Genomic DNA, 23,685 nt, shown 5'->3' on the forward strand with positions numbered 1-23,685 from the left:
GGTGGGCCTTGGCCTAAGGTGCGACGCATCTTCCTTTCTGGAGTACGTTTCTTGGCTTCGCCAAATTCGAAAAAAAGCAGTCTTGCCGCATTGACCCTGGGTGCCGTCGGCATCGTCTATGGCGACATCGGCACCAGCCCCCTCTATGCAATGAAGGAGGTTTTCGCCGAAGGCCACGGCCTGGCGCTCACCCAAGAGAACGTGCTCGGCGTGGTCTCGCTGATCGTGTGGGGCCTGATCATCATCGTTTCCCTCAAGTACGTCACGCTCGTGCTGCGCGCCGACAACCGCGGCGAGGGCGGCATCATGGCGCTGATGGCGCTGGCGCTGTCCTCGGTCGGGCGCAACTCCAAGCTCTACTTTCCGCTGCTGGTGATCGGTGTGTTCGGCACCACGCTGTTCTATGGCGATGGCGTCATCACGCCGGCGATCTCGGTGCTGTCGGCGGTCGAGGGCCTGAGTGTGGCCGCGCCCGGCTTTTCGCATTACGTGGTGCCGGTCACGGTGGCGGTACTGACCGCGCTGTACGCACTGCAGGCGCGCGGCACGGCTGGCATCGGCAAGTGGTTTGGCCCGATCATGGTGGTGTGGTTCGCCACGCTGGCGATCCTCGGCCTCGTCAACATCGTCGCCTCGCCGCAGATCCTGCAGGCGCTCAATCCATGGCATGCGTTGCACTTTCTCGAAGGCAACCGCTTGCTGGCCTTTATCTCTCTGGGGGCGGTGGTACTGGCGTTCACCGGTGTCGAGGCGCTGTATGCCGATATGGGCCACTTCGGTCCCAAGCCGATGCGCGCCGCATGGTTCTTCGTCGCGTTTCCGGCGTTGGCGCTCAACTACCTGGGCCAGGGCGGCCTGCTGCTCGCGCATCCGGAAGCGGTCGACAATCCCTTCTTCCAGCAGCTCGGCCCGTGGAGCGTGATTCCGCTGACGATTCTGGCGACGGCAGCGGCCGTGATCGCCTCGCAGGCGACCATCTCGGGCACCTTCTCGATGACCAAGCAGGCCATCGCGCTCGGCCTGCTGCCGCGCATGAAGATCGAATACACGTCGGCCAGCGAGATCGGCCAGATCTACATCCCGGTCGTCAACTGGCTGCAGCTGGCAGTGGTGCTGATGGTGGTGATCGGCTTCGGCTCGTCGTCGCTGCTGGCCGCTGCTTACGGCATCGCGGTGACCGCGACCATGATGGTGACCACGCTGCTGACCTTCTTCGTGATCCGCTACCGCTGGAAATACAACCTCGCGCTGTGCATCTTCGCGACCGGCTTCTTCCTCGTCATCGACATCGGCTTCCTGTCGGCCAACATGCTCAAGCTCACGCACGGCGGCTGGTTTCCGCTGCTGCTCGGCACGCTGCTGTTCACCATGATGCTGACCTGGAAGCGCGGCCGTGAACTGGTGGTCGAGAACCTGCAGAAGCATGCGATCCCGCTCGACGATTTCCTGACATCGCTGTTTGTCGATCCGCCCACGCGCGTGCCGGGCACCGCCATCTTCATGCGCAGCGAATCGGACGGCGTGCCGCACGCGATGCTGCACAACCTGCTGCACAACAAGATCCTGCACGAGCGCGTGGTGTTCCTGACCGTCTCGATGGCGGAAGTGCCTTACGTGCCGACCGAGGAACAGGTGCGCGTGCACAACCTCGGCAATGACTGTTATCAGATGGACGTGCTGTACGGCTTCAAGGACACGCCGGACATTCCATGGGCACTGGAATTGGCGCGCTTCCAGGGGCTCGGCTTCGAGATGATGGAAACCTCGTTCTTCATCGCGCGCCAGACCGTGGTGCCCAATCCCGACCGCGGCATGGCGCTGTGGCGCGAACACCTGTTCGTCACCATGTCGCGCCACGCGCGCGATGCGGCCGACTACTACCGGATTCCGTCGAACCGCGTGATCGAGCTCGGGACCAAGATCGAAATCTGATCGGAGGGGAAGACATAAAAAAGCCGGCATCGCGCCGGCTTTTTTCATGGCGTATCGTTTTTCCGCAGACGGCTGTAGTTGAGCCACAACCCATCCAGTGTGTACAAGGCCAGCGCCACCCAGATCGCCGCGAAGCCGATCAGGCGCGCGCCGCCGAACGGTTCGTTGTAGAGCCAGATGCCGACCAGCAGTTGCAAGGTCGGCGTCAGGTATTGCAGCAGGCCCATGGTCGAGAGCGGCACGCGGCGTGCGCCGGCGGCGAACATCAGCAGCGGTACGACGGTGATCGGGCCGGACAGCACCATCAATATTTGCGCCAGCGGCGAGGCGTCGGCAAAACCGTGCGCGCCCTGCGCGGTCATGAACAGCAGTGTGATGGCGGCCAGCGGGAACAGCACGGCGGTTTCGAGGGACAGGCCTTCGAGCGCGCCGAGCGCGGCGGTCTTGCGCAACAGGCCGTAGCCGCCGAAGGTGATGCCGAGCAGCAGGCTGATCCATGGCGGATGGCCGGCCTGCCAGGTCAGCCACAGCACGCCGACGGCGGCCATCGCGACCGCCGCCCATTGCAACCGGCGCAGGCGTTCGTGCAGGACGACGGCACCCAGCAGCACGTTGACCAGCGGTGTCATGAAATAGCCGAGGCTGGCATCGAGCACGCGGTCGTGGTCGACCGACCAGATGTAGAGGAACCAGTTGCTGGAGAGAAGCAGCGCGCTGGCGGTGAAGCCGACCAGCACTTTCGGCTGGCGCAGCACCGGACCTATCCATGCCCATTGCCGGCGCACCGCGAGCACGCCGCCGAGAAAGACCAGCGAGAAGATCATGCGATAGAGCAGGATTTCGAGCGGCGGAATCTCGTGCAGCGACTTGAAATAGATCGGGAACATGCCCCAGATCGCGTAGGCGCCAAGTGCGAGCAGAATGCCGGGGTTCATGTCGGATACCCCCTGTGCAGTGGCAGCAGGCAACGTCGAGGGGGAAGAATTGGCGAAGGCGTCATTATCCGCCCAATTCTGAAAAATCGCTGGCTGGTGTCATGGTCTTCAGCCGTGTCGGACGCTTGCATGAAAAAAGACCGGCATGGCAGCCGGTCTTTACGGGTCCTTCTTCACCCCGGCACGGGCCGGGCAGCGATGGCTAGAAGGAGTAGTTGGCGGAAACCCACAGGCGGCGTGGTTCCTGATTGTTGCGGTAGTTGGCGTATGTCGTGCCATTGACGACGGTCGCCGTGTTGAATGTCTTGTCGAACAGGTTGAAGACGGTGGCATTCAAGGAGAGGTTCTCGGAAACCTTGTAGGTGCCGCTCAGGTGGATCTGCGTGTAGCCTTTCCAGTCGCCGACCAGGTCGCGCACTTCATGCGTGACACCGTCGATGGTCTGCGTGCCGCTGCGATAACCGGAACTGCGGTACTCGCCGCGAATCCATGTCGACAACTTGTCGCTTGCTTTCCAGCGCAGGTTGGCATTGAACATGTGCTTCGGCGTGTCGTTGATCGGATCGCCAATGCTGTCGCCGCTGCGCTGTTCGCTGTCCGTGTAGGTGTAGTTGGCGGCGAGACTCCAGTTCGGCGCGAACTGCCAGCGCGAGAACAGTTCGATTCCCTGGATCGTGGCTTTGTCGATGTTGACCGGACGGCGCAGGGTGAAGCTGTCCGCAGCGCCGCCGCTGGCGGGGTAGTTGCGATAACCCATGTCCCAGTAGCTGCCGAAACTGGCCAGATAGTCTTCGCATTCCGCTTCGTTGGTGGCGGTGTTGCAGCTGAGGGCGATTGGACCGGCGGATGTGCTGATGAAGTCCTTGTACTTGCTCTGGAAGATCGTGGCGCCGGCAGTGAACCCTTGCAGATTGTCGAAGATCGCGCTGATCTCCGCATTGACGCTGGTTTCCGGCTCGAGATCGGGGTTGCCGATTTGCGGGGAGCGTCCCTGGCCGCTGACGGTATAGATGCCGTTGGTCAGGTATTCCAGTCGCGGAGCCTTGTAGCCGCCGCTGGCGCCGCCCTTGAGGGTCCAGTTGTCGTTGGCGCTCCATACCAGGTAGGCGCGCGGCGTGGTGTAGCCGCCGAAAGTGTCGTGGTCGTCATGCCGTACGCCGAGTGTCAGGGCGAGGTCCTGACGCAGGCGCCATTCATCTTCGAGGAAGACGCTGATCTGCCTGAACTTGGTTTCCTGCGGCAGCACGCCATCGGCCATTTTGGCATCCCAGTACTGGCCGCCGACCGTCAGGGTGTGGTTGTCGATCGCGGTTACGTACTTGGTATCGAAAATGAAGTCCTTGGCCGTCAGGTTGCGGTCGCCGCTGCGGCCGATCAGGCGTGCCGGGATCAGGCGTCCCAGTGTTTCCGTTTCGTTGTAGCTGAGGCTGGATTCAAGCAGCCCGGATGCAGTGCGCCAGTTGTGTGCGAGCAGAATCTTGTTGCGCTTGTATTCCTGTGCGGGGCCGTAGCCGCCGGCTGCACCGAGCGTGCCGAGCTGGCCTTCGCTGTTGTCGAACCAGTGGGTGCTCGAGTCGATATCCAGCCAGAGGTCGTGATCCTTGTTGGGCGTGAGCGTCAGCCGGGCGCCATAGGCATCGCTGCGCGATTTGGTTGCGTTGCGGCCCTGTGTCAGCTCATCGCCCTCGGTGCCATCGTCGAGTTCATAGGCGATATGCGACTGGTCCCGGCTCGCCTTGCGGCCGCGGACCTGCAAGCCGAGCAGGCCTTCCTTGATCGGGCCGGACAGGAAGACTTCCGCCGATCGCGAGTCGCCGAACTTGGAATCTTCGAGGAAAGTGCCGTCCACGGTAACGGAACCGCTCCATTCCTTGCCGACCTTGCGCGTGATGATGTTGACGACGCCGCCCATCGCGTCTGAGCCGTACAGCGTGGCCATCGGGCCGCGTATGATCTCGATGCGCTCGATGGCCGATACCGGCGGCAGGAAGTTGTTGCGCGCCTCGCCGAAGCCGTTCGGATAGATGTTGCCGGTGCTGTTCTGGCGGCGGCCGTCGATCAGGATCAGCGTGTAGTCGTTGTCGAGGCCGCGCATGCGAATGTTCAGACCGCCGGTTTTGCCTGCGCTGCCGCCGGTATCGATGCCTTCGACATCTGCCAGCGCATCGGCGATGCTGGTGACGCGCTTGGTTTCGAGGTCTTGTTTGGTGATGACGGTGATGCTGGCGGGCGCATCCTTGATCTGCTGTTCAAAGCCGGATGCGCTGACGACGATTTCCTGCAGTTGCTGTTCGGACGTATCTTGCGCATGCGCGAGCGGGGCGGTTAATGTGGCCGCGGCAAGTGTCCATGTGCGGATTGTGCCTGCCCGTTTTTTGCTTTTTGGCATGTGATATCTCCCAGTGCGAGTAGAAATGGACTGGCTGGCTACTGCGGGAGGGAACTGCCGGGGGAGATGGCGAGAAACCGGGAGCGCTTGGCTGGCTGTTGAAAAACTCACAAAATCCTAACATCCCGCTCACACTCTTTTAGGAAGCGCAACGCGATCTTTACTTAACTTTACATGCGACATGCTGAGGTTTCTGCGCGCAAGTCGTTCATTTGCAAGGGTTTGGCGGGAGTTTTCGGAAGGGAGCGGCGTGTTGCATTTGCGCAACCGGGCCAATATCGACGGCGGGTGCGGAACCTAGTCGAAGAAGATTTCGACCGATTCGCTTTGCTTGCTGCGTCCGATCAGGCCCTGTTCGACCAGTTCGTCGTAATGGCAGACGCGATTGCGGCCGCTGTCCTTGGCGTGATAGAGCGCCTGGTCGGCATGACCGAGGATGACCACCGGCGTTTCCTGCGTGATGGCGGCAAAGCCGAGGCTGATGGTGATGCAGCCGACCTGCGGAAACGCATGTTTTTCGACATTGGCGCGGAAGCGCTCGAACACCATGCGCGCATCTTCCAGCGTGGTGGAACGCAGCAGGACGACGAACTCTTCGCCGCCGAAGCGGAAGATGCAATCCTGCGCGCGGAAGGAGGCGCGCAGGATGTTGGCGACCAGGATCAGCACTTCGTCGCCGTACAGATGGCCGAAAGCGTCATTGACGCGCTTGAAGTGATCGATATCGACCACTGCCAGCCATTGCGTCTTGATGTTGCCCGACTGGCGCCGGTCGTGTTCATCGACAGGTTCGCTCTGCCTGGCGCTGGCGAGGCGGCTGAATTTCTCGTCGAAGGTCTTGCGGTTGAGCAGGCCCGTCAGCGAATCGCGCTCGCTGTATTCGAGCAGGCTCTGGTAATTGCGATAGACGCTCAGGATTCCCTCCATGACCTGCAGCATGTGCGGCATGAAAGGCTGGCTGTGCACGATCTCGAGGCAGGTCGAGACCTTGTCGTTCTGCCACATCGGAATCCACAGCACATGGCGGCCGTCGGCGCGCGTTTCCTCGAGACGGCTCCTGCGCTGGGCGATGCACGATACCAGGCCCGGATAGGCGACGATGGGTTCGCCGTTGTCGGCTGCCGACGATTCGGGTTGCGCGGCCTGTACCTTGCCTTCCGCGATCCGCACGCGCGGACGCACCAGCAGTTCGCCGCGCGATTGAAACAGTTCGAGCACGCACGCCTGTTCCACGCCCACCATGTTCATCAGCGCGCTCATCACCGAAATGTCGAGCAGTTCGTGATCGCGGTGACCGGTGATCTCAACCAGATGCTCGAGCAACGATTTCATCTTGAGAGGGTCGGAAGTGTTCACGGTAATCCATGAAAAATTGGCGCGCGGCGTTTTCTTCGTTTTGCATTTGTCGCAGCGGTGCCGTGTGCGGGAAGATTGCATGCGTCCAAGCCTGCGATTCATCTTAGCGGAATCGATTGCATCGTCAGGACGCGGCGGAACGGATGAAACCATATTTTACGTTTCCTGTAAGAAAAACATTGGTTCATGCGCAAGCCGCGAGATTTGCGTTCCCAAAAAGCAACACGATTATTTCCGTATGGAAATTATCTTGGCAAAACCTTGCTGTGCGCGCATTTGCAGTGCTTCCTGCAAGCAATAGTCGGGCCAAATACCTAGGCCTGCGTATGCGTATTGCGGCCTTGACCTTCCCATCGTGGCAAGGCCCAGACTTGTCTTCATTGATCATTGAAAGGAGCGAACCATGTACACGATGCAAGTGGAAAACATGAGCTGCGGCCACTGCGTGAATGCGGTGACGAAGGCGGTGCAGGCGGTTGACGCGCAGGCGGCGGTGAACGTCGATCTGGCGCAGAAGACGGTGAAGGTGGAGTCGGGCGCGCCGCTCGATGCGGTGGCGGCAGCCATTGTCGATGCCGGTTATCCGGTGACGGCCAGGGCGGCGTCCTGACGACTGCGAAGCGGATGTAAAACGGGCGATGTACACCGCCCGTTTTTTTTTGCGCGCTGCCTATTCGTGGCGGTGCGCGGCGGCGTGGCCGCAGCAGGCGGCGGTGTCGGCCGGCGCGGCGAGTCCGCGCAGGATCGGACAGTCGGCGCGCGCGTCGCCGCTGCACGACCGCGCCAGTTCGCTCAGCGTGTCGCGCATCTCGGTCAGCTCGGTGATGCGCCTGTTCAGTTCATCGACGTGCTCGAGCGCGATGGCCTTGACGTCGGCGCTGGCGCGGTGCGCATCCTGCCACAGCGACAGCAGCGCCTTGATCTGTTCGAGCGAGAAGCCGAGCGAACGCGCGCGCTTGATGAAGCGCAGCGTGTGCAGGTCCTTTTCCTGATAGATGCGGTAGCCGGCGTCGCTGCGCGCGCCGGGTGCGATCAGGTGAATCGCCTCGTAGTGGCGGATCATCTTGGCGGAAATGCCGGATGCGGCGGCGGCCTGTCCGATGTTCATGACGACTCCCGAAGTATTTCGTATATACCAGTGTAGCGTCAGGGCTTGCGCTGCGCCTGGCCGCCGGCCTTCCAGCGCCGCAGCAGCAGCGCGTTGCTGATCACGCTGACCGAACTGAAGGCCATCGCCGCGCCGGCGAACATCGGGTTCAGCACGCCGAAGGCCGCGAGCGGAATGCCGACCACGTTGTAGATGAAGGCCCAGAACAGGTTCTGGCGGATCTTGCCGTAGGTGCGGTGCGAGATGTCGATGGCGTCCGCCACCAGCGCCGGGTCGCCGCGCATCAGCGTGATGCCGGCCGCGTGCATGGCGACGTCGGTGCCGGTGGACATGGCGATGCCGACATCGGCCGCCGCCAGCGCCGGCGCATCGTTGATGCCGTCGCCGACCATGGCGACGATCTGGCCGCCGTTCTTGAGTTCGGCGATCTTCTCGGTCTTTTCGGCCGGCAGCACCTGCGCGATCACGCGGTCGATGCCGAGCGTCCTGCCGACCGCATCGGCATTGCCCTGGTTGTCGCCGCTGAGCAGCACGGTGGCGATCTTCTGCGCGTGCAGGCTGTCGATCGCCTGCGTGGCGCTGGCCTTGATGGTGTCGCTGGCGGTGATGAAGCCGAGCAGCCGGTGCGCGGGCGTGACCTGCGCCAGCCACGACAGGCTGCGGCCGCTGCGCTCGCGTTCCTGCGCCTGCACGTTCGCTTCGCTGTCGAGCGCGATGCCTTCCTCGCGCATCAGGCGCGCGGTGCCGAGCACGTATTGTTTGCCATCGATGGTCGCGCGCAGGCCGAGCCCGGCCAGCGCCTGCACCGCGTTCGCCTCGCCGGGCGCGATCTGCAGTTCGGCGGCGCGCTGCATGACGGCCAGGCCGAACGGGTGCTCGCTGCCGCGCTGGATGGTGGCCGCCAGTTGCAGCAGGTCGTGTTCGCCGATGCCGATGGCCTGTACTTCTGCGACGCGCGCGCGGCCTTCGGTCAGGGTGCCGGTCTTGTCGAACACGACGGTGGTGACACGGTGCATGGTTTCCAGCGCCTCCGCATCCTTGATCAGGATGCCGTATTTGGCGGCGACGCCGGTGCCGGCCATGATGGCGGTCGGCGTGGCGAGGCCGAGCGCGCACGGGCACGCGATCACCAACACGGTCACGGCGTTGATGATGGCCATTTCCGCGCCGGCGCCGGCCAGCCACCAGCCGAAGAAGGTGAGGGCGGCGATGACCAGCACCACCGGCACGAAGATCGCGCTGACCTTGTCCACCAGCCGCTGGATCGGCGCCTTGGCCGACTGTGCGTTCTCCACCATGCGGATGATGCGCGCCAGCGTGGTTTCGGCGCCGATCGCCTCGGTGCGCACCAGCAGCATGCCTTCGGCATTGATGGACGCGCCCGTCACGTGGTCGCCTTCCTGCTTGACGACCGGCATGCTCTCGCCGGTGATCAGCGATTCATCGACATGGCTGCGGCCTTCGACGATGCTGCCATCGACCGCGATGCGCTCGCCCGGACGCACGACCACCAGATCGCCGACGCGCACCGATTCGATCGGCACGTCCACGTCTTGCCCGTCGCGCCGCACGCGCGCCGAATCGGGCCGCAGTTTCTGCAGCGCGCGGATGGCGGCGGCGGTCTGTTTCTTGGCGCGCGCTTCCAGCCACTTGCCGAGCAGGATCAGCGTGATGACGACGGCCGAGGCTTCGAAATACAGGTGCGGCTCATGGCCGGGATGCGCGGACTGGGCGTTGATAAGTAAGTACACGCTCAGTCCGTAGGCCGCGCTGGTACCAAGCGCGACCAGCAGGTCCATGTTGCCGGTGCCGGCCTTCACCGCATGCCAGCCGGCGCGATAGAAGCGGAAGCCGAGCCAGAACTGCACCGGCGTCGCCAGCAGCCACTGCACCCAGCCCGGCGGCATCCAGTGGACGCCGAACGGCTGCAGCAGCATGGGCGCGACCATCGGCAGCGCCAGCAGGGCGGACACTGCCACCGGCCACCAGTCGGCCTTGCCGTGTTCTTCGGTTGCGGCCTGGTCGCGCTTCGGCAATGACGCTTCGTAGCCGGCGTCCTGGATGGCTGCAATGAGCGCCGCCGTCTCGGTGCCGGCCGCGATTTTCACGCGTGCCTGTTCGGTGGCCAGGTTGACGCTGACGTCGAGCACGCCGTCAACCTTGCGCAGGGCCTTCTCGACGCGGCCGACGCACGACGCGCAGGTCATGCCGCCGACCGCAAGATCGATCTCGCTGGCGGGCACGTCGTAGCCGGCCTTGCGGATCGCGTCCTGGATGGCGGTGGCCGGCACGCCGGCGTCGAGTTCCACCGCCACCGTATCGGTCGCCAGGTTGACGCTGGCTTCGTGCACGCCGGCCACGGCCTTGACGGCCTTTTCGACGCGCGCCGCGCACGAGGCGCAGGTCATGCCCTCGACGCCGAGCGTGAGCCGGCGCGCCGGCGTATCGACAGGCGAACGGGAAGCAGTGTCGGAAGTGGCGCTTGCAGTGTTCATGACGATTCCACCAAAAAAGATTGAAATGCGGGAAGCAATGTCTGCAGTATCGACCTTGCCATGATGGGAAGGTCAATTTTTTCGTGCGGTGCGGGTGCGGCCGGGAATCCTGCGGCCGGGAACCGGTCTATCGCTTGCCATTCATCGATCGGCATCACGCATCCGCAAGGAGCCTGCATGCATTCGTTTCCTCCGGAACATACCGCGCACATCCGGCGCCGGCAATTGCTGGGCATGCTGCTCGGCATGTCGGCCGGCGCCGCCGGTCTGCCGCTGGCCGTGGCACAGAGCGCGCCGCCACAGGCGGCGGCGAACGGACAGAAGATGAACGTGCGCCTGATTCCCGCCACGCGCGAACCGCTGCCGGTGATCGGCTGCGGCACCTGGGTCGGTTTCGGCCATGCGCCGGGCAGCGCCGAGTACCGGCGCCTGCCGGACGTGCTGCAGGCGCTGTTCGATGCCGGCGGCACCGTGATCGACAGTTCGCCCATGTACGGCCGTGCCGAGCAGACCACGGGCGAACTGCTGGCCGCCTCGCCGCAACGCACGCGTGCCTTTCTTGCGACCAAGGTCTGGACGCGCGGCCGCGCCGAAGGCATTGCTCAGATGGAGCAGTCGTTCGCGCATCTGCGCACGCAGAAGATCGACCTGATGCAGATACACAACCTGGTGGACTGGCGCACCCATCTGGCGACGCTGCGCGACTGGAAGGCGCAGGGCCGCATCCGCTACATCGGCATCACGCATTACACGCCGTCGGCCTTCGGCGAGGTCGAGGCCGTGCTGCGTGCCGAGCGGCTCGACTTCCTGCAGATCAACTATGCGCTCGACGATCGCACGGCCGAGCAACGCCTGCTGCCGCTGGCGGCCGAGCGCGGCGTGGCGGTCATCGTCAACCAGCCGTTCGGCGGCGGCGGGTTGCTGCGGCGCCTGCGCGAGCGGCCGCTGCCGGCATGGGCGGCGGAGATCGGCTGCACGAGCTGGGCGCAGCTGCTGCTGAAGTTCACGTTGAGCCACCCCGCCGTGACCTGCGCGATTCCCGGTACCAGCCGGCCCGAGCACATGGCCGACAACGCGCAGGCCGGCTTCGGCACGCTGCCCGATCCCGCCTTCTGGCGCAGCCGTGCGGACACGGTGCTGGCCTGACGCAAGCCTGACTACTACCGATGCATTTGCCGCGCGCGCGCATGCGGTGCGGCAACGCTGTCGATTTTCCTACGCGAGCCTCCTCGCTTCTCTGATAGGCAGTGAAAGGCGCCTTCCCTATTCTTGCAGAAGCCCTTGCAGCGGCATGGGTTTACTCATTTTTTGGGGAAGAGACAAATGCCATCCAAGAAGACCTCCACAGAAAACGCCGGCACCGTCCTGAGCACGATCGCCGGTCCGTCGAGCGGTCCGCCGCCCGGCAGCAAGGGCCCGGCCGCGCTGCCGTCCGATTTGCTGAAGAAGATCGCCGGCACCGCGAGCATGAGCGAACAGATGCCGGACAACCCGGCCAAGCCCGGCGAAATCGGCGCAGCGGCCTACGACCCGCCGGTCGGCAACCACGTCGAGCCGCCGCATCCGGCGGTGACGGGCAGCACCGTCAGCGAGCGCAATGCATCCGACAAGGTCGGCGCCGGCAAGTCGGTGCCCGGCAACAACGCCACCACCGAATCGCTGGACCGCGTGCGCGTCGATTCCGGCGGCCAGGTGCTGACCACCAATCAGGGCGTGCCGATCGCGGACAATCAGAATTCGTTGAAGGCCAGCCTGCGCGGGCCGACCGCGATGGAAGACTTCATCCTGCGCGAGAAGATCACGCACTTCGACCACGAGCGCATCCCCGAGCGCGTGGTGCACGCGCGCGGTTCGGCCGCGCACGGCTACTTCGAATGCTACAAGGCGCTGACCCAACTCACGCGCGCCGCGCCGTTCGCCGAGGACGGCAAGCGCACGCCCGTGTTCGTGCGCTTTTCCACGGTGGCCGGCGAACGCGGCTCGACCGACACCGCGCGCGACGTGCGCGGCTTCGCCGTCAAGTTCTATACCGACGAAGGCAACTGGGACCTGGTCGGCAACAACATCCCGATCTTCTTCATCCAGGATGCGATGAAATTCCCGGACCTCGTGCATGCGGTCAAGCCGGAGCCGCATTTCGCGATGCCGCAGGCGTCGAGCGCGCACGATACCTACTGGGACTTCGTCTCGCTGATGCCGGAATCGACGCACATGCTGCTGTGGCAGATGTCGGACCGCGCGATTCCGCGCAGCTACCGCATGATGCAGGGTTTCGGCGTGCACACCTTCCGTCTCGTCAATGCGGCCGGCGAATCGGTGTTCTGCAAGTTCCACTGGACGCCGCTGGCCGGCACGCATGGTCTGGCGTGGGACGAAGCGGTGAAAATTTCCGGCGCCGATCCGGACTTCCACCGCCGCGACCTGTGGGAAGCGATCGAGGCCGGCGCCTATCCCGAATGGGAGCTGGGCCTGCAGGTGTTTTCCGAGGAACAGGCCGAGGCCTTCGAGTTCGACGTGCTCGATGCGACCAAGATCGTGCCGGAGGAACTGGTGCCCATCGTGCCGGTCGGCCGGCTGGTGCTGAACCGCAACCCGGACAACTTCTTTGCCGAGACCGAGCAGGTCGCCTTCTGCACTGCGCACATCGTGCCCGGCATCGACTTCACCAACGACCCGCTGCTGCAGGGGCGCATCCATTCGTATCTGGATACGCAGATCAGCCGGCTCGGCGGCGCCAACTTCCACGAGATTCCGATCAACGCGCCGATCGCGCAGGTCCACAACAACCAGCGCGACGGCATGCACCGCCAGGCCATCGCGCGCGGCCGCGTGTCCTACGAACCCAATTCGCTCGGCGGCGGCTGCCCGTTCCAGGCCGGCCGCATGCAGGGCTTCACCAGCGTGCCCGAGCCGATCGCGGGCGACAAGGTGCGCGGCAAGCCCGAGAAGTTCGCCGACCACTACTCGCAGGCGCGGCTGTTCTGGCAGTCGCAGTCGCCGACCGAGCAGAAGCACATCATCAAGGCGTTCCGCTTCGAGCTCACGCGCGTGCAGACGCAGGCCATCCGCCAGCGCGTGGTGTCGCTGCTGGCGAATGTCGATGACGAACTCGCGCAGGGCGTGGCGCAAGGACTGGGCTTCCCGGTGCCGCCGCCGGCGCCCAACATCTCGCCGTTGCCGCCGCACACCTATGAGCCGTCGCCGGGACTGTCGATGATGTCGTACCCGGCGCCCGATATCCGCACGCGCCGCATCGCCATCCTGGTGGCGCCCGGCACCGACGGCGCGATGGCGCGTGCGCTGTACGGCGCGCTGGTGGAAGCCGGCGCTGTGCCGCGCCTGGTCGGCCCCATGCTGGGCGAGATCGCCGACGACAAGGGCAAGCCGCTGCACGTCGAGATTTCGGTCGAGGCCGGTCCGGCCGCGCTGTACGACGCGGTCGCGATCCCCAACGGCAGCGACGCGACGGCGACCCTGCTCAAGGATGGACACGTGCTGGAATTCATCAAGGACCAGTACCGCCACTGCAAGCCCATCCTCGCGCTGGGTGTGGCCTCGGCGCTGCTCGAGAAGATCGGCATCCCGCCCGCGCTGCCGGACGGCGAGCCCGATCCGGGCATCGTCGGTCTTGCCGGCGAATCGCTGGAGAGCGCGACGGCGGCCTTCATCTCGGCCATCCGCCAGCACAAGATCTTCGAGCGCGAGACGGACCCGCCGCTGGTGTAGGAGCATCTCTGGGCTCCCGCCTGCGCGGGAGCGACGGAGGAAATGGATTCGTTCGCTGAGTCTTTGCCAAAGGGAACAGACTGTGCTCATGCTCCATACGTCGTTCCCGCGCAGGCGGGAACCCAGAAAGCCGCATGACGAATCATTGGATCATTTCACTTACTCGCACGCACGGACTTTTGTTTTTCATGAATCGACAGGTCGTGCGCAAAGATCGAGTGAATCAATCGCTTGCCTACTTCAAGGTCTCCAGGTAGGCCGCCATGTCCCGCGCATGCTGTTCCTGCACGCCCATGTCGGGCATCGCATTTCCCGGCGACACGTCCTGCGTATGCATGATCCAGCGCAGCATGTTCTCGGGTGTGTTCGGCAGCTTGCCGGCGATCAGTTCGCGCGACGCCATGCCGTCCAGCGCCGGGCCGACGAAGACCTGCGAGCCGGTCACGCCGGGGATCGTGTGGCAGGCGTGACACGCATATTGCGTGAGCGCCATGCGGCCGCGTTCGGCGTCGCCCGGCGCGTTGACCGGCTTGACGCTGCTGTCGTTGCTGCAGGCGGCGAGCAGCGCCAGCGCCGGCATGGCAAGGAAGCGACGCTGCCTCATGGCCGCTCCTCTCTCGCTGCGATGGCTGCGTAGTCGGCCGGCGTCAGCTGCGGCAGGCGGCGCATGAAGGCGACCGTATCCCACAGTTCTTCCTCGCTCATCCGGTATTCCCAGGCCGGCATGCCGCTCATCTTGATGCCGTGGCGCACGATCCAGTAGAGCTCGTTGGGCTGCCATTTCTCGCCGGAATCGACCAGCGGCCCCGGCACCGGCTGCATGCTCATGCCGATGCCGCGCGGCGCGATGCCCGGTGCGCCGTGGCACTGCACGCAGGCGGCGTGATAGAGGCGGGCGCCGCGCGCGATGCGCTGCGGATCGTCCAGCGGCGGCGGTGCGATGCCGCGCGCATGGAAGCGCACCGACTGGTGCATGCCTTTCTCGAGGAAGGAATAGACGAACTGCAGATGCTGCGAGGTGGCCGAGATGTTGTAGATGCCGCTCATCATGAAGGCATACGCGCCGGCCGCGCCGCCGACCGCCAGCACCAGCAGCGTGAGCAGGACGATCTTGACGGTGGAGGGGCGACCGGGCTGGTGCATGGCGAGCGCAAGTGGCGGGAACTGCGGTCCAGTCTAGCGACGCTGCCTGCACCCGTCTGTTAGACAGCGCACCGCGCCGGCCGCATGCCTGCTTCGACAATCAGGGTTGTTCACCGGTAAGGACGACGGCGCCCGGCCGCTCGTCGTCGCCGGTTCCTCCCCGGACGGCAAGTGCCGCGCCGGATGCCGCCGCCACGCCATCGCAAGGAACCTCATGCACGCACCTCGGGCTGCGACAACCTGGATACGTCATTGCACGCTGGCTCCCGTGATGCTGCTGGCCGTGCTGGCCGTGCTGGCCGGCAGCGCGCGCGACAGCGGCGCGGCGGAGCCGGCCGATGGCGGCAGCGTCGAGCGCGGCCGCCTGCTGATCAACCGTTACCAGTGCGGCGCCTGCCACACGATTCCGGGCGTGCCGCTGGCGCGCGGCAATGCCGGACCGCTGCTGGCCCAGTTCGGCCGCCGCAGCTACATCGCCGGCAAGATCCCTAACACCGAGGAGCTTCTGGCGAAATGGATCGTCTCGCCGCACAGCCTGATCGCCAACACCGCCATGCCGAGCATGGGCGTCACGCCCGACGATGCGCGCGACATGGCGGCCTACCTGAAGTCGCTGCAATGAGGCGGCGCCTGCCGGCATTCCTGCGCACCGTGCGGCGTCGTGCGACGCCGGCCGGGGCGTTGCTGCTCGGCGGCTGCAGCGGCGAGCAGCTGCAGTCGGTGCTGCATCCGGGTGGCGGCGATGCGGCCGTGATCGCCGAGATCGCGTGGTTGCTGTTCATCGGCGCGACCGTCATCTTCGTCGGCGTGATGGTGCTGCTGGCGATGAGCCTGCGCGACGGCCGGCGCAAGGTGCGGCCGGCGGTGTGGCTGCTGGGCGCCGGCGTCGCATTTCCGGTCGCGGTGCTGTCGGCGCTGCTGGCCTACAGCATCTCGCGCAGCCAGCACCTGCTGGAGCCGGTCTCGCACGATGCACTGGTGGTCTCGGTCACGGCACGCATGTGGTGGTGGGAAGTGCGCTACCGTGATCCGCACAGCGGGCGCGACGTCACGCTCGCCAACGAAATCCGCGTGCCGGCCGGCAAGCCCGTCTATCTGGCGCTGTCCAGCGGCGACGTGATCCACAGCTTCTGGGTGCCGGCGCTGGCCGGCAAGGTCGATATGCTGCCGGGCCGCCTGACGCGGTTGCGCATCAATACCGATAAACCTGGCGTCTATCGTGGCCAGTGCGCCGAATACTGCGGCGAGCAGCATGCGCGCATGGCGTTGCACGTGGTGGTCGAGGAAGCGCAGGTGTTCGACGCCTGGCTCGCCAATCAGGCGCGTCCCGCCAACACGCCAAACGATGCGCTGACCGAGCGCGGCCGGCGCATCTTTCTCGAACAGCGCTGCAGCGCCTGCCACACGGTGCGCGGCATGGCGGAAGAAAACCTGGTCGGCGGGCTCGAACTCGCGCCCGACCTGACCCACGTCGGCAGCCGTCTCTACCTTGGCGCCGGCACGCTGCGCAACGAGGGCGAATCCATGCGCGACTGGATCGGCCAGACGCAGCGTTTCAAGCACGGCGCGCGCATGCCGTCCTTCGAACACCTCGACGACGAGCGGCTCGATGCGCTGACCGCCTACCTGGAGCATCTGCAATGAGCGGCCCCATCGACACCACGCGCCAGGAGATCGAGGCGGCGATGCAGCCGGGCGCACCGCTGCCGAGTTCGCTGCCGCGTCCGCCGGGTGAGCTCGAGAAACTGCGCGCGGTGTGGGAAACGCCGCGCGGCCTGCGTTTCTTCAGCTCGGTCAACAACGTCAACATCGGCCTGCTCTACATCTGCACCGCGCTGCTGTTCTTCGTGCTGGCCGGCATCCTCGGTCTCCTGATCCGCGCGCAGCTCGCGGTGCCCGACAGCGAACTGATCGCCGCCGGCACCTACAACCAGATCTTCACCATGCACGGCACCGTGATGATGTTCCTGTTCGCGATCCCGATCGTGGAGGCGATCGCGGTCTATCTGCTGCCGGGCATGCTGGGCGCGCGCGACCTGCCGTTTCCGCGCCTGTCGGCCTATGCGTACTGGGCCTATGCGATCGGCGGACTGGCCTTCTTCTGCACGCTGTTCGTGGGTCTCGCGCCGGACGGCGGCTGGTTCATGTATCCGCCGCTGACGAGCAAGGAATTCTCGCCCGGCGTCAATGCCGACTTCTGGCTGCTCGGCATCGGCTTCATCGAAATCTCGGCGATTGCGGGCGCGATCGAGATCATCATCGGCATCCTCTTCACGCGCGCGCCCGGCATGACGCTCTCGCGCATGCCGATCTACGTGTGGTCGATGCTGGTGGTGGCGCTGATGATCGTGTTCGCGTTCCCGGCCATCATCGCCGGCACCATCCTGCTCGAACTCGAGCGCGCCTTCGACTGGCCGTTCTTCATCGCCGCGCGCGGCGGCGACCCGGTGCTGTGGCAGCACCTGTTCTGGTTCTTCGGCCATCCCGAGGTCTATATCATCTTCCTGCCGGCAGCCGGCATGGTCTCGACCATGATCCCGACCATCGCGCAGACCGGGCTGGTCGGTTACCGCACCATCGTGGTCGCGCTGATCGGCGTCGGCGTGCTGAGCTTTGGTCTGTGGGCGCACCACATGTTCACCGCCGGTCTTGGCGCGATGGAACTCAACTTCGTCTCGGCCGCCAGCATGGCGGTCGCGATCCCGACCGCGATCCAGGTCTTCGCGTGGATCGCCACGCTGTGGCGCGGCAAGGTCAGACGCTCGACGCCGATGTACTTCCTGCTCGGCTTCATGTTCATCTTCGTGCTGGGCGGCCTGACCGGCGTGATGGTGGCGGTGCTGCCGTTCGACTGGCAGGTGCACGACACCTACTTCATCGTCGCGCATCTGCACTACGTGCTGATCGGCGGCATGGTGTTCCCGATGTTTGCCGGGCTCTATTACTGGATGCCGCTGATCAACGGCAACACGCTGTCGGAGCGGCTCGGCAAGTGGGTTTGCGGACTGATGTTCGTCGGCTTCAACCTCGCTTTCTTCCCGATGCACATCGCCGGCCTGCTCGGCATGCCGCGCCGCGTCTATACCTACAGCGCCGAGATGGGCTGGGATTTCTGGAACATGCTGTCGTCGATCGGCGCGCTGGTGCTGGCGGTCGGCGTGGCGCTGTTCTTCGCAGACGTGTTCCGCCTGATCGGCAGGCCGGCGCGGCAGAACGACAATCCGTGGCGCGCCTCGACCATGGAATGGCTGTCGTCGGAAGACTATTCGTCGCGCAGCATTCCGCAGGTGCACTCGCGCGATCCGCTGTGGGACAACCCCGATCTGTCGCGGGAAGTCGAGGAAGGCCGGCACTGGCTGCCCGGGGCGACGACCGGCGGGCGCGAGACCCTGATCACCAGTCCCGTGCGCGCATTGCCGACCCACGTGCAGGTGCTGCCCGGCGACAGCTGGCTGCCGCTGCTGGCGGCGGCCGGCACCGCCGCCTTCTTCCTGCTGCTGACGGTGGAATGGGTGGTGCCGGCCTTCATCGGCGGCATCATCGCGATCGCCGCCATCATGCGCTGGCTGTGGCAGGTTGACGGGCGGCCGGTGGCCGAGCAGGTGCAGGTGGCCGACCGCATCTGGCTGCCGGTCGGCGCGATCGGCACCGCCTCGCATTCGTGGTGGGCCACCGTCATCATGCTGATCGTCGATGCGACGATCTTCGCTGCCATGATGTTCGCCTACATCCACATCTCGATGCTGCTGCAGGTCTGCCCGCCGCCGGGTGCGGCGCTGCCGGCCGGCAGCTGGCCGCTGCTGGCCGGCGGCCAGCTGGTCGTCGGCTCGCTGCTGTTCGAGATCATGCGCCGGCGTTCGCTGCAATTGCAAGCGAATGCGCTGCACGCCTTCCAGCCATGGCTGCGCACGGCGGTGCTGGCCGCGCTGCTGCTGGCCTGCGCCGCCTACGCCGCCGACCTCGGCAGCCATCTGCTGGCCGGGCTCGACCCGACCGCGCAGGCATGGAGCGCGGCGGTCGCGGTCATGCTCGCGTGGCAGGGTTTCCACATGGCGGTGCTGGTGCTGCTGGCCGCCTACCTGCTCGCGCGGTCGTGGGCCGGCCGGCTGGGTCCCTCGAGCCGCGGCACGCTCGACAACATCGCGCTGATCTGGCACTACGTGACGCTGCAGGGCTGCGTGGCGGCCTTCGCCATCCACATGCTGCCGCGCCTGATGGAACTGTGAGGCCGCCGCCATGGAATCGATCAGCCACCACGACCGCTTTCTGTCCTCGCTGCTCGATGCCGGCGCGCCGCTGATCCTGTGGGCGCTGTGGCTGTTCGGCATCTATGCCTACGCGGCGGTGGCCTGCGACACCGCGCTCGCCAATACCACATGGGCCGGCCACCCGGCGATCGTCGTGGTACTGGCCGGCACCACGGGGCTGACCTTGCTGATCCTGCTGGCCATGCTGGCACGCGCCATCGCTCGTTTGTGCGCCGCACCGCGCAGCCTGATGGCTTTTGCGCGTGTCGGCATCGCGCTGCTGGGTTTGATCGGCACGGTGTGGGGCGCCTTGCCGATCTTCATGATGACGAACTGCGTGGCATGAATGAACAAGGGACGCCGCGGCGTCCCTTGTGGTGTGGACAGACGGTGCCCGTCACCAGTTCTTGCGCAGTCCGACCAGCAGCGCGAGTCCGGTCTGGCGGCTGTTGAACTCGCCCTGCACATCTGCGAACAGCGACAGGCCATTGCCGGCGCGCCCGGCCACGGTGATGCCGGCGATCAGGCTGTCGCGCGGCAGATCGACGCCGTAGGTCGTGAAGGATGCGGCCGGTGCGCCCTGGAACTGCGCCGTCATTCCCTTGTTCACATCGCCGAACTCATGCGCCCAGATCGCGCGTGGCTGCACGCTGATGCCATCGAAGTCCAACAGTGCGCGCGCGCCGAGCAGGGTACGCGTCGAGGTGACGCTCTGCGCATCGGCCCGGATGTTCAGCGCGCCGGCACCGGTTTCCGTGAAACCGTCGTTGCGGTTGTGCAGAACGGCCAGACCTGCCAGCGGCTGCAGCGTCCAGCTCGCCTGCGGCAGGTCGTAGCCGACCTCGCCGTAGGCCGAGACGGTCTTGCTGTCGAACCGCGCATGCGCGGTGCGGACCAGCGTGCCGACCGTGATGTTCCTGTCCATCTCGTTCGCATTGTGTGCCAGCATCAGGTTGCCGTTGACGGTCCACGGACCATTCGCATGGCTCGCATAGACAGCCACGGCGCTGCTGCGCGTCTCGCCGGTCTCGGCAAAGCTCGCGCGCACGTCGGCATCGCTATGGCTGAACGCCACACCGACCACCAGATTGTCGCGCACGCGCGCATCGAAACCGGCGCTGATGCCGACTCCCTGCACCCGTGACCCGGCCGCGTTGCCGTCACCTGAGGTGTCCTGGTCCGAACCGAAACCGCGCAGCCAGAAGCCGCGCCTGCCCGCGTCCACCGGCATGCCGCCGCCCAGCGAGAATGCCGACGGCGACGCATCCGACACCGTGTTCTGCGCCAGCGCCGGCATCAGATCGTTGATGCGATCGCTGGCCGCCAGCTGCATGCCGTTGATCGACTGCGCGGTCCTGCTCATGCCGACGGTCTGCAGGCGGCTCATCAACTGGTTACTGAAATTGTTGCTGAAGCCGACACCCGAGCGCTGCATGCCGGTCAGGCCGGCGCCGCCGATGCTGTCGTACGCTGCACGTGCCTGATCGGCCGAGAGATTGTTGACGGCGTTGATGACCGTGCTCATCTCGGCGCTGGGGGCCGACACGTTCTGCAGCGCTGCGGCCACGCTGCGCTGGTTCCGCGTACTTGCAACATCGGTATAGGCGACGTCGTTGCGCGCAAGTGTCAGATAGACGTGATTGGCATCCTGCGACAGGGAGGGATCGAGGAACGCCAGCGAGGAAGAGACACCGTCGAACTGCCCTGCCAGGGCATTGGCCTGGAGAATGGTGTAGGTGGTATCGGCGGCATAGTTGCCGTTGGCTGTCACTGCCGCCACGTTGCCGGCCAGGGTGGCGGTGCCGTTGACGATCACCTTGTCGCTGTTGCCGGCGGCATCCGTCTCGACGCGATAGGTCGAACCGCTGGCGAAGTTCAGGTTGCCGTTTACCGTCAGGGTACCGATCGAGTTGCCGGGAGCCAGCGTGCCGCCGCTGGCGACCGAGACGGCGCCGACGGTACCGGAGCCGCCCAATGTACCGCCGCTATTGACGAGAACATTGGAGGAAGCGATGGAACCGTTGACGGCAAGCGTGCCGGCATCGATGGTGGTGGTGCCCGTGTAGCTGTTGTTGCCGCTCAAGATCAGCGTGCCGGCCCCGGCCTTGGTCAGCGTCTTGCCGTCCCATCCTGTCGTGGCATTGGCGATCTGATCGGAAAGCGATATGCCGACATCAAAATTTTCCGAGGCATCCACGAGGGTAAACATGCCGTGTGCCAGGTTGTTGCCGGCAGTCCAGCTCAGGTCGTAGCTGGCCAGGTATTGGCGGTTATCGGCGGATTTGCGCGTGTTGACAGTCAGGTAGTCCACCGAACCGGTGAAACCGCCAACACTCACCGTGGCAAAATCGCCGTTGATAGCGGTGCTGGTGTCGATCAGCACGACCTCGTCCGGGCTGGCGCTGTGAATTCCGCCAAGCCGGAAGGTCACGTCGTTCCCGAGCGTCACCGTGTCTGCGCGCAGCGGCGCGCCGTTCGCGCCCGCCGCGAGGTCGAGAACGGTGTGGTCGGCCATGCCGATATCGCCCGTCGTTCCCAGTGTCGCCGGCCCCTGCACCGCCAGCGTGCTGCCGGCGCCCGACACCTTCAGGTCGCCGGCCAGCCTGCTGGCCGCGCCAGAGGCGCCATCGCCATACTGCAGCGTCCCGCCTGTCACTTCGGCCGACCCGCCCAGTTGCCCCAGTACCACCAGTTTGCCGCCCGACACCGTGGTCTTGCCCAGGAAGGCGCCGTTGGCGCCCGTCAGGAACGTGGTGCCGGCAACCTGGTTCAGGCTGTGCGCGCCGCTGCCCGTGCTCTGCAACCGTGTCGCGAACCGGTAGGCGGTATCGGTATGGTTGAAGTTCAGCGTGGCAATGCCCGCGCCGAACTGCACCGCGCCGGCGTTGAGCGTGCCCGCGCCTGCGGCCGGCTGCCCTGGCGCCGCGCCGATGTTGAGGGTGCCGCTGGTGGGAAAGATCAGGAACCGGTCCAGCGCCAGCGACACGATCCCCGTGCCGGACGCGCCGACGTTGACGGCGCCGCCTTGCCCGATCGTCAGGGCGCCGGCGCCCGTTCCCACGCCGAAGCCCAGGATCATCGCGCCGCTGTTGTTCCAGGTGGAACCGGCGCCGCGCACCACGACATTGCCGTTGCCGCTCATGCTGCCCACATAGCTGTCGCGGTTCGAGACGGTGCCGCCCGACTCGATGCTCAGGGTGCCCTGGCCGGATACGTCGCCCACCCTGAGCTCGCCGGCATTGGCCCAGGTCGACCCGTGCCCCGACACCAGGAAATTGCCGTTGCCGTTCTGATTGCGCCCGACGACGCCATCGACGCTGGCGACATACCCGCCCGCCAGGACCGACACGGCGCCCCTGCCGCCCTCCGAGCCGACCAGCAGCGCCGCGCGATTGTTCCAGAGCGCCCCCAAGTCCGAAACCGTGACGGTCGCCGCGCCGTTCCGCTGCGCATCGACCGTGGCGAACTGGTTCGAGACCGTGCCTTGATAGAAGATGCTCAGGTCGCCAAGCCCGCTGCCGCCAACGAACAGGTTGCCGGTCAGGGCCCAGGTCGAGCCGGCGTTGTTCACGTTGACCCGGGCCGAGGCGCCAGGCGCCGCGCCGGCATCGATCCGGCCTTGCGCGGTGCCCAGCTTGTTGGCGATCTGCAGGGATCCGCCCGTGACGGTGGTATCGCCGTCGAAGCGCGAACTGTCGCCCTGCAACGCCGTGATGCCGGCGTAATGATTGAGCTGGTGTTGCCCACCCTGGCCGCCGTTCAGGGCGGGCGCGAAGGCCAGGGCTCCCGTCGAATTGAAGTTCAGCGTGCCGCTGCCCGCGCCAAAGCGCACCTCCGCTGCGTCCAGGATGCCGACGGCATCGGCGGCCGCGCTGCCGGGCGCGCTGCCGATGTTGATGACGCCGACCGCGTCGCGATTGCTGGCCAGCTCGACACTCCCCAGGCCATTGGCGCCCACCGAGACCATGCCTTGATTGGCGATCGTCAGCGTGCCGCTGCCGTTGGCGCCGACGACCAGGCGGCCGTTGACCACCCAGGACGCGCCCGGGCCCGATACCGTCACCGTGCCCTCGCCGTTCGGCGTCGCCCCCAGCCAGCCGTTGGCGCTGCGCACGATCGTCGCCGGGGACTCGATCAACAGCGAACCGAACGCGGCATTGCCGACGACCAGATCATTGGCGCCGTTCCAGTTCATCGAGGGGGTCACGTCGCCGACCGCCACCGTACCGGCCAGCGCCTGTGCAAAAGGCACGCTGCACAATGAAACGATCAGGATTGAACGGGTGCGGCGCCAATTTCTTGGCGCCAACCTATCCTCGATGCAGAAGTTGCCATCCGATTTCTTGATGGCGCA

The 23,685-nt window shown here is 65.5% G+C and carries 16 protein-coding genes; 8 read left to right on the forward strand and 8 right to left on the reverse strand.

The window, feature by feature from the left end:
- Window positions 1–51 precede the first annotated feature (51 nt).
- On the forward strand, window positions 52–1,932 hold the full coding sequence (locus IEV38_RS10970) for a potassium transporter Kup (RefSeq protein WP_188396261.1): 1,881 nt from the start codon (window positions 52–54) through the stop codon (window positions 1,930–1,932).
- 44 nt (window positions 1,933–1,976) lie between these two features.
- Here IEV38_RS10970 and rarD read toward each other — a convergent pair whose 3' ends face one another.
- The 3 genes from rarD to IEV38_RS10985 form a co-directional block, all read right to left on the reverse strand.
- The gene (gene rarD, locus IEV38_RS10975; protein ID WP_188396262.1) at window positions 1,977–2,867 is read right to left on the reverse strand and encodes an EamA family transporter RarD; all 891 of its coding nucleotides are present in this window, start codon (window positions 2,865–2,867) and stop codon (window positions 1,977–1,979) included.
- 202 nt (window positions 2,868–3,069) lie between these two features.
- Entirely contained in the window at window positions 3,070–5,256 is a 2,187-nt protein-coding gene (locus tag IEV38_RS10980; RefSeq protein WP_188396263.1) for a TonB-dependent receptor domain-containing protein, read from the reverse strand.
- Window positions 5,257–5,553: 297 nt separating this feature from the next.
- Complete coding sequence (locus tag IEV38_RS10985) at window positions 5,554–6,612, reverse strand: GGDEF domain-containing protein (protein WP_371869868.1); 1,059 nt, start codon at window positions 6,610–6,612, stop codon at window positions 5,554–5,556.
- A 403-nt stretch (window positions 6,613–7,015) separates the two neighbouring features.
- Between IEV38_RS10985 and IEV38_RS10990 the strand changes: the two genes are divergently transcribed.
- Window positions 7,016–7,222 (forward strand): cation transporter, encoded by a 207-nt coding sequence (locus IEV38_RS10990; RefSeq protein ID WP_188396264.1) that lies wholly within the window; start codon window positions 7,016–7,018, stop codon window positions 7,220–7,222.
- 60 nt (window positions 7,223–7,282) lie between these two features.
- Here the strand turns inward: IEV38_RS10990 and cueR are convergent, their stop codons facing one another.
- Window positions 7,283–7,720, reverse strand: coding sequence for a Cu(I)-responsive transcriptional regulator (cueR, locus tag IEV38_RS10995; protein ID WP_188396265.1), 438 nt, complete (start codon window positions 7,718–7,720; stop codon window positions 7,283–7,285).
- A 38-nt stretch (window positions 7,721–7,758) separates the two neighbouring features.
- The gene (locus IEV38_RS11000) at window positions 7,759–10,215 is read right to left on the reverse strand and encodes a heavy metal translocating P-type ATPase (RefSeq protein ID WP_188396266.1); all 2,457 of its coding nucleotides are present in this window, start codon (window positions 10,213–10,215) and stop codon (window positions 7,759–7,761) included.
- A 246-nt stretch (window positions 10,216–10,461) separates the two neighbouring features.
- Here IEV38_RS11000 and IEV38_RS11005 point away from each other — a divergent pair, with 246 nt between their 5' ends.
- Window positions 10,462–11,361, forward strand: a complete 900-nt coding sequence (locus tag IEV38_RS11005) for an aldo/keto reductase (protein WP_188396478.1) — start codon at window positions 10,462–10,464, stop codon at window positions 11,359–11,361.
- Window positions 11,362–11,538: 177 nt separating this feature from the next.
- A complete protein-coding gene (locus IEV38_RS11010) occupies window positions 11,539–13,941 on the forward strand; it encodes a catalase (RefSeq protein ID WP_188396267.1) in 2,403 nt (800 codons plus the stop codon).
- Window positions 13,942–14,176: 235 nt separating this feature from the next.
- Here IEV38_RS11010 and IEV38_RS11015 read toward each other — a convergent pair whose 3' ends face one another.
- Complete coding sequence (locus IEV38_RS11015) at window positions 14,177–14,545, reverse strand: c-type cytochrome (RefSeq protein ID WP_229728989.1); 369 nt, start codon at window positions 14,543–14,545, stop codon at window positions 14,177–14,179.
- Window positions 14,542–15,084, reverse strand: a complete 543-nt coding sequence (locus IEV38_RS11020; protein WP_188396268.1) for a c-type cytochrome — start codon at window positions 15,082–15,084, stop codon at window positions 14,542–14,544. The genes IEV38_RS11015 and IEV38_RS11020 overlap by 4 nt, the downstream gene beginning before the upstream one ends.
- A 214-nt stretch (window positions 15,085–15,298) precedes the next feature.
- Between IEV38_RS11020 and IEV38_RS11025 the strand changes: the two genes are divergently transcribed.
- Genes IEV38_RS11025 through IEV38_RS11040 form a run of 4 tightly spaced genes read left to right on the forward strand, consistent with a single transcriptional unit; the run spans window position 15,299 to window position 19,677 of the window.
- Complete coding sequence (locus IEV38_RS11025) at window positions 15,299–15,706, forward strand: c-type cytochrome (protein ID WP_188396269.1); 408 nt, start codon at window positions 15,299–15,301, stop codon at window positions 15,704–15,706.
- The gene (coxB, locus tag IEV38_RS11030; protein WP_188396270.1) at window positions 15,703–16,728 is read left to right on the forward strand and encodes a cytochrome c oxidase subunit II; all 1,026 of its coding nucleotides are present in this window, start codon (window positions 15,703–15,705) and stop codon (window positions 16,726–16,728) included. The genes IEV38_RS11025 and coxB overlap by 4 nt, the downstream gene beginning before the upstream one ends.
- A gap of 41 nt (window positions 16,729–16,769) precedes the next feature.
- Window positions 16,770–19,310, forward strand: coding sequence for a cytochrome c oxidase subunit I (gene ctaD, locus IEV38_RS11035; protein ID WP_188396480.1), 2,541 nt, complete (start codon window positions 16,770–16,772; stop codon window positions 19,308–19,310).
- Window positions 19,311–19,320: 10 nt separating this feature from the next.
- Window positions 19,321–19,677, forward strand: coding sequence for a hypothetical protein (locus IEV38_RS11040; protein ID WP_188396271.1), 357 nt, complete (start codon window positions 19,321–19,323; stop codon window positions 19,675–19,677).
- Between the two features lie 51 nt (window positions 19,678–19,728).
- On the opposite strand, the gene IEV38_RS11045 is transcribed toward IEV38_RS11040, so the two are convergent.
- Window positions 19,729–23,583 (reverse strand): autotransporter domain-containing protein, encoded by a 3,855-nt coding sequence (locus IEV38_RS11045; RefSeq protein WP_229728990.1) that lies wholly within the window; start codon window positions 23,581–23,583, stop codon window positions 19,729–19,731.
- Window positions 23,584–23,685 lie beyond the last annotated feature (102 nt).

It is taken from the genome of Oxalicibacterium flavum, from assembly GCF_014635065.1.
Lineage (GTDB): Bacteria > Pseudomonadota > Gammaproteobacteria > Burkholderiales > Burkholderiaceae_D > Oxalicibacterium > Oxalicibacterium flavum.

What these genes read in the sequence shown, in the direction of transcription:
- IEV38_RS11010 (WP_188396267.1), top strand. Translation starts at nt 11,539, where the DNA reads ATGCCATCCAAGAAGACCTCCACAGAAAACGCCGGCACCGTCCTGAGC.
- IEV38_RS10990 (WP_188396264.1), top strand. Translation starts at nt 7,016, where the DNA reads ATGTACACGATGCAAGTGGAAAACATGAGCTGCGGCCACTGCGTGAAT.
- IEV38_RS10980 (WP_188396263.1), bottom strand. Translation starts at nt 5,256, where the DNA reads ATGCCAAAAAGCAAAAAACGGGCAGGCACAATCCGCACATGGACACTT.
- cueR (WP_188396265.1), bottom strand. Translation starts at nt 7,720, where the DNA reads ATGAACATCGGACAGGCCGCCGCCGCATCCGGCATTTCCGCCAAGATG.
- coxB (WP_188396270.1), top strand. Translation starts at nt 15,703, where the DNA reads ATGAGGCGGCGCCTGCCGGCATTCCTGCGCACCGTGCGGCGTCGTGCG.
- IEV38_RS11025 (WP_188396269.1), top strand. Translation starts at nt 15,299, where the DNA reads ATGCACGCACCTCGGGCTGCGACAACCTGGATACGTCATTGCACGCTG.
- IEV38_RS11000 (WP_188396266.1), bottom strand. Translation starts at nt 10,215, where the DNA reads ATGAACACTGCAAGCGCCACTTCCGACACTGCTTCCCGTTCGCCTGTC.
- ctaD (WP_188396480.1), top strand. Translation starts at nt 16,770, where the DNA reads ATGCAGCCGGGCGCACCGCTGCCGAGTTCGCTGCCGCGTCCGCCGGGT.
- IEV38_RS11040 (WP_188396271.1), top strand. Translation starts at nt 19,321, where the DNA reads ATGGAATCGATCAGCCACCACGACCGCTTTCTGTCCTCGCTGCTCGAT.
- IEV38_RS11015 (WP_229728989.1), bottom strand. Translation starts at nt 14,545, where the DNA reads ATGAGGCAGCGTCGCTTCCTTGCCATGCCGGCGCTGGCGCTGCTCGCC.
- IEV38_RS11005 (WP_188396478.1), top strand. Translation starts at nt 10,462, where the DNA reads ATGTCGGCCGGCGCCGCCGGTCTGCCGCTGGCCGTGGCACAGAGCGCG.
- IEV38_RS11020 (WP_188396268.1), bottom strand. Translation starts at nt 15,084, where the DNA reads ATGCACCAGCCCGGTCGCCCCTCCACCGTCAAGATCGTCCTGCTCACG.
- rarD (WP_188396262.1), bottom strand. Translation starts at nt 2,867, where the DNA reads ATGAACCCCGGCATTCTGCTCGCACTTGGCGCCTACGCGATCTGGGGC.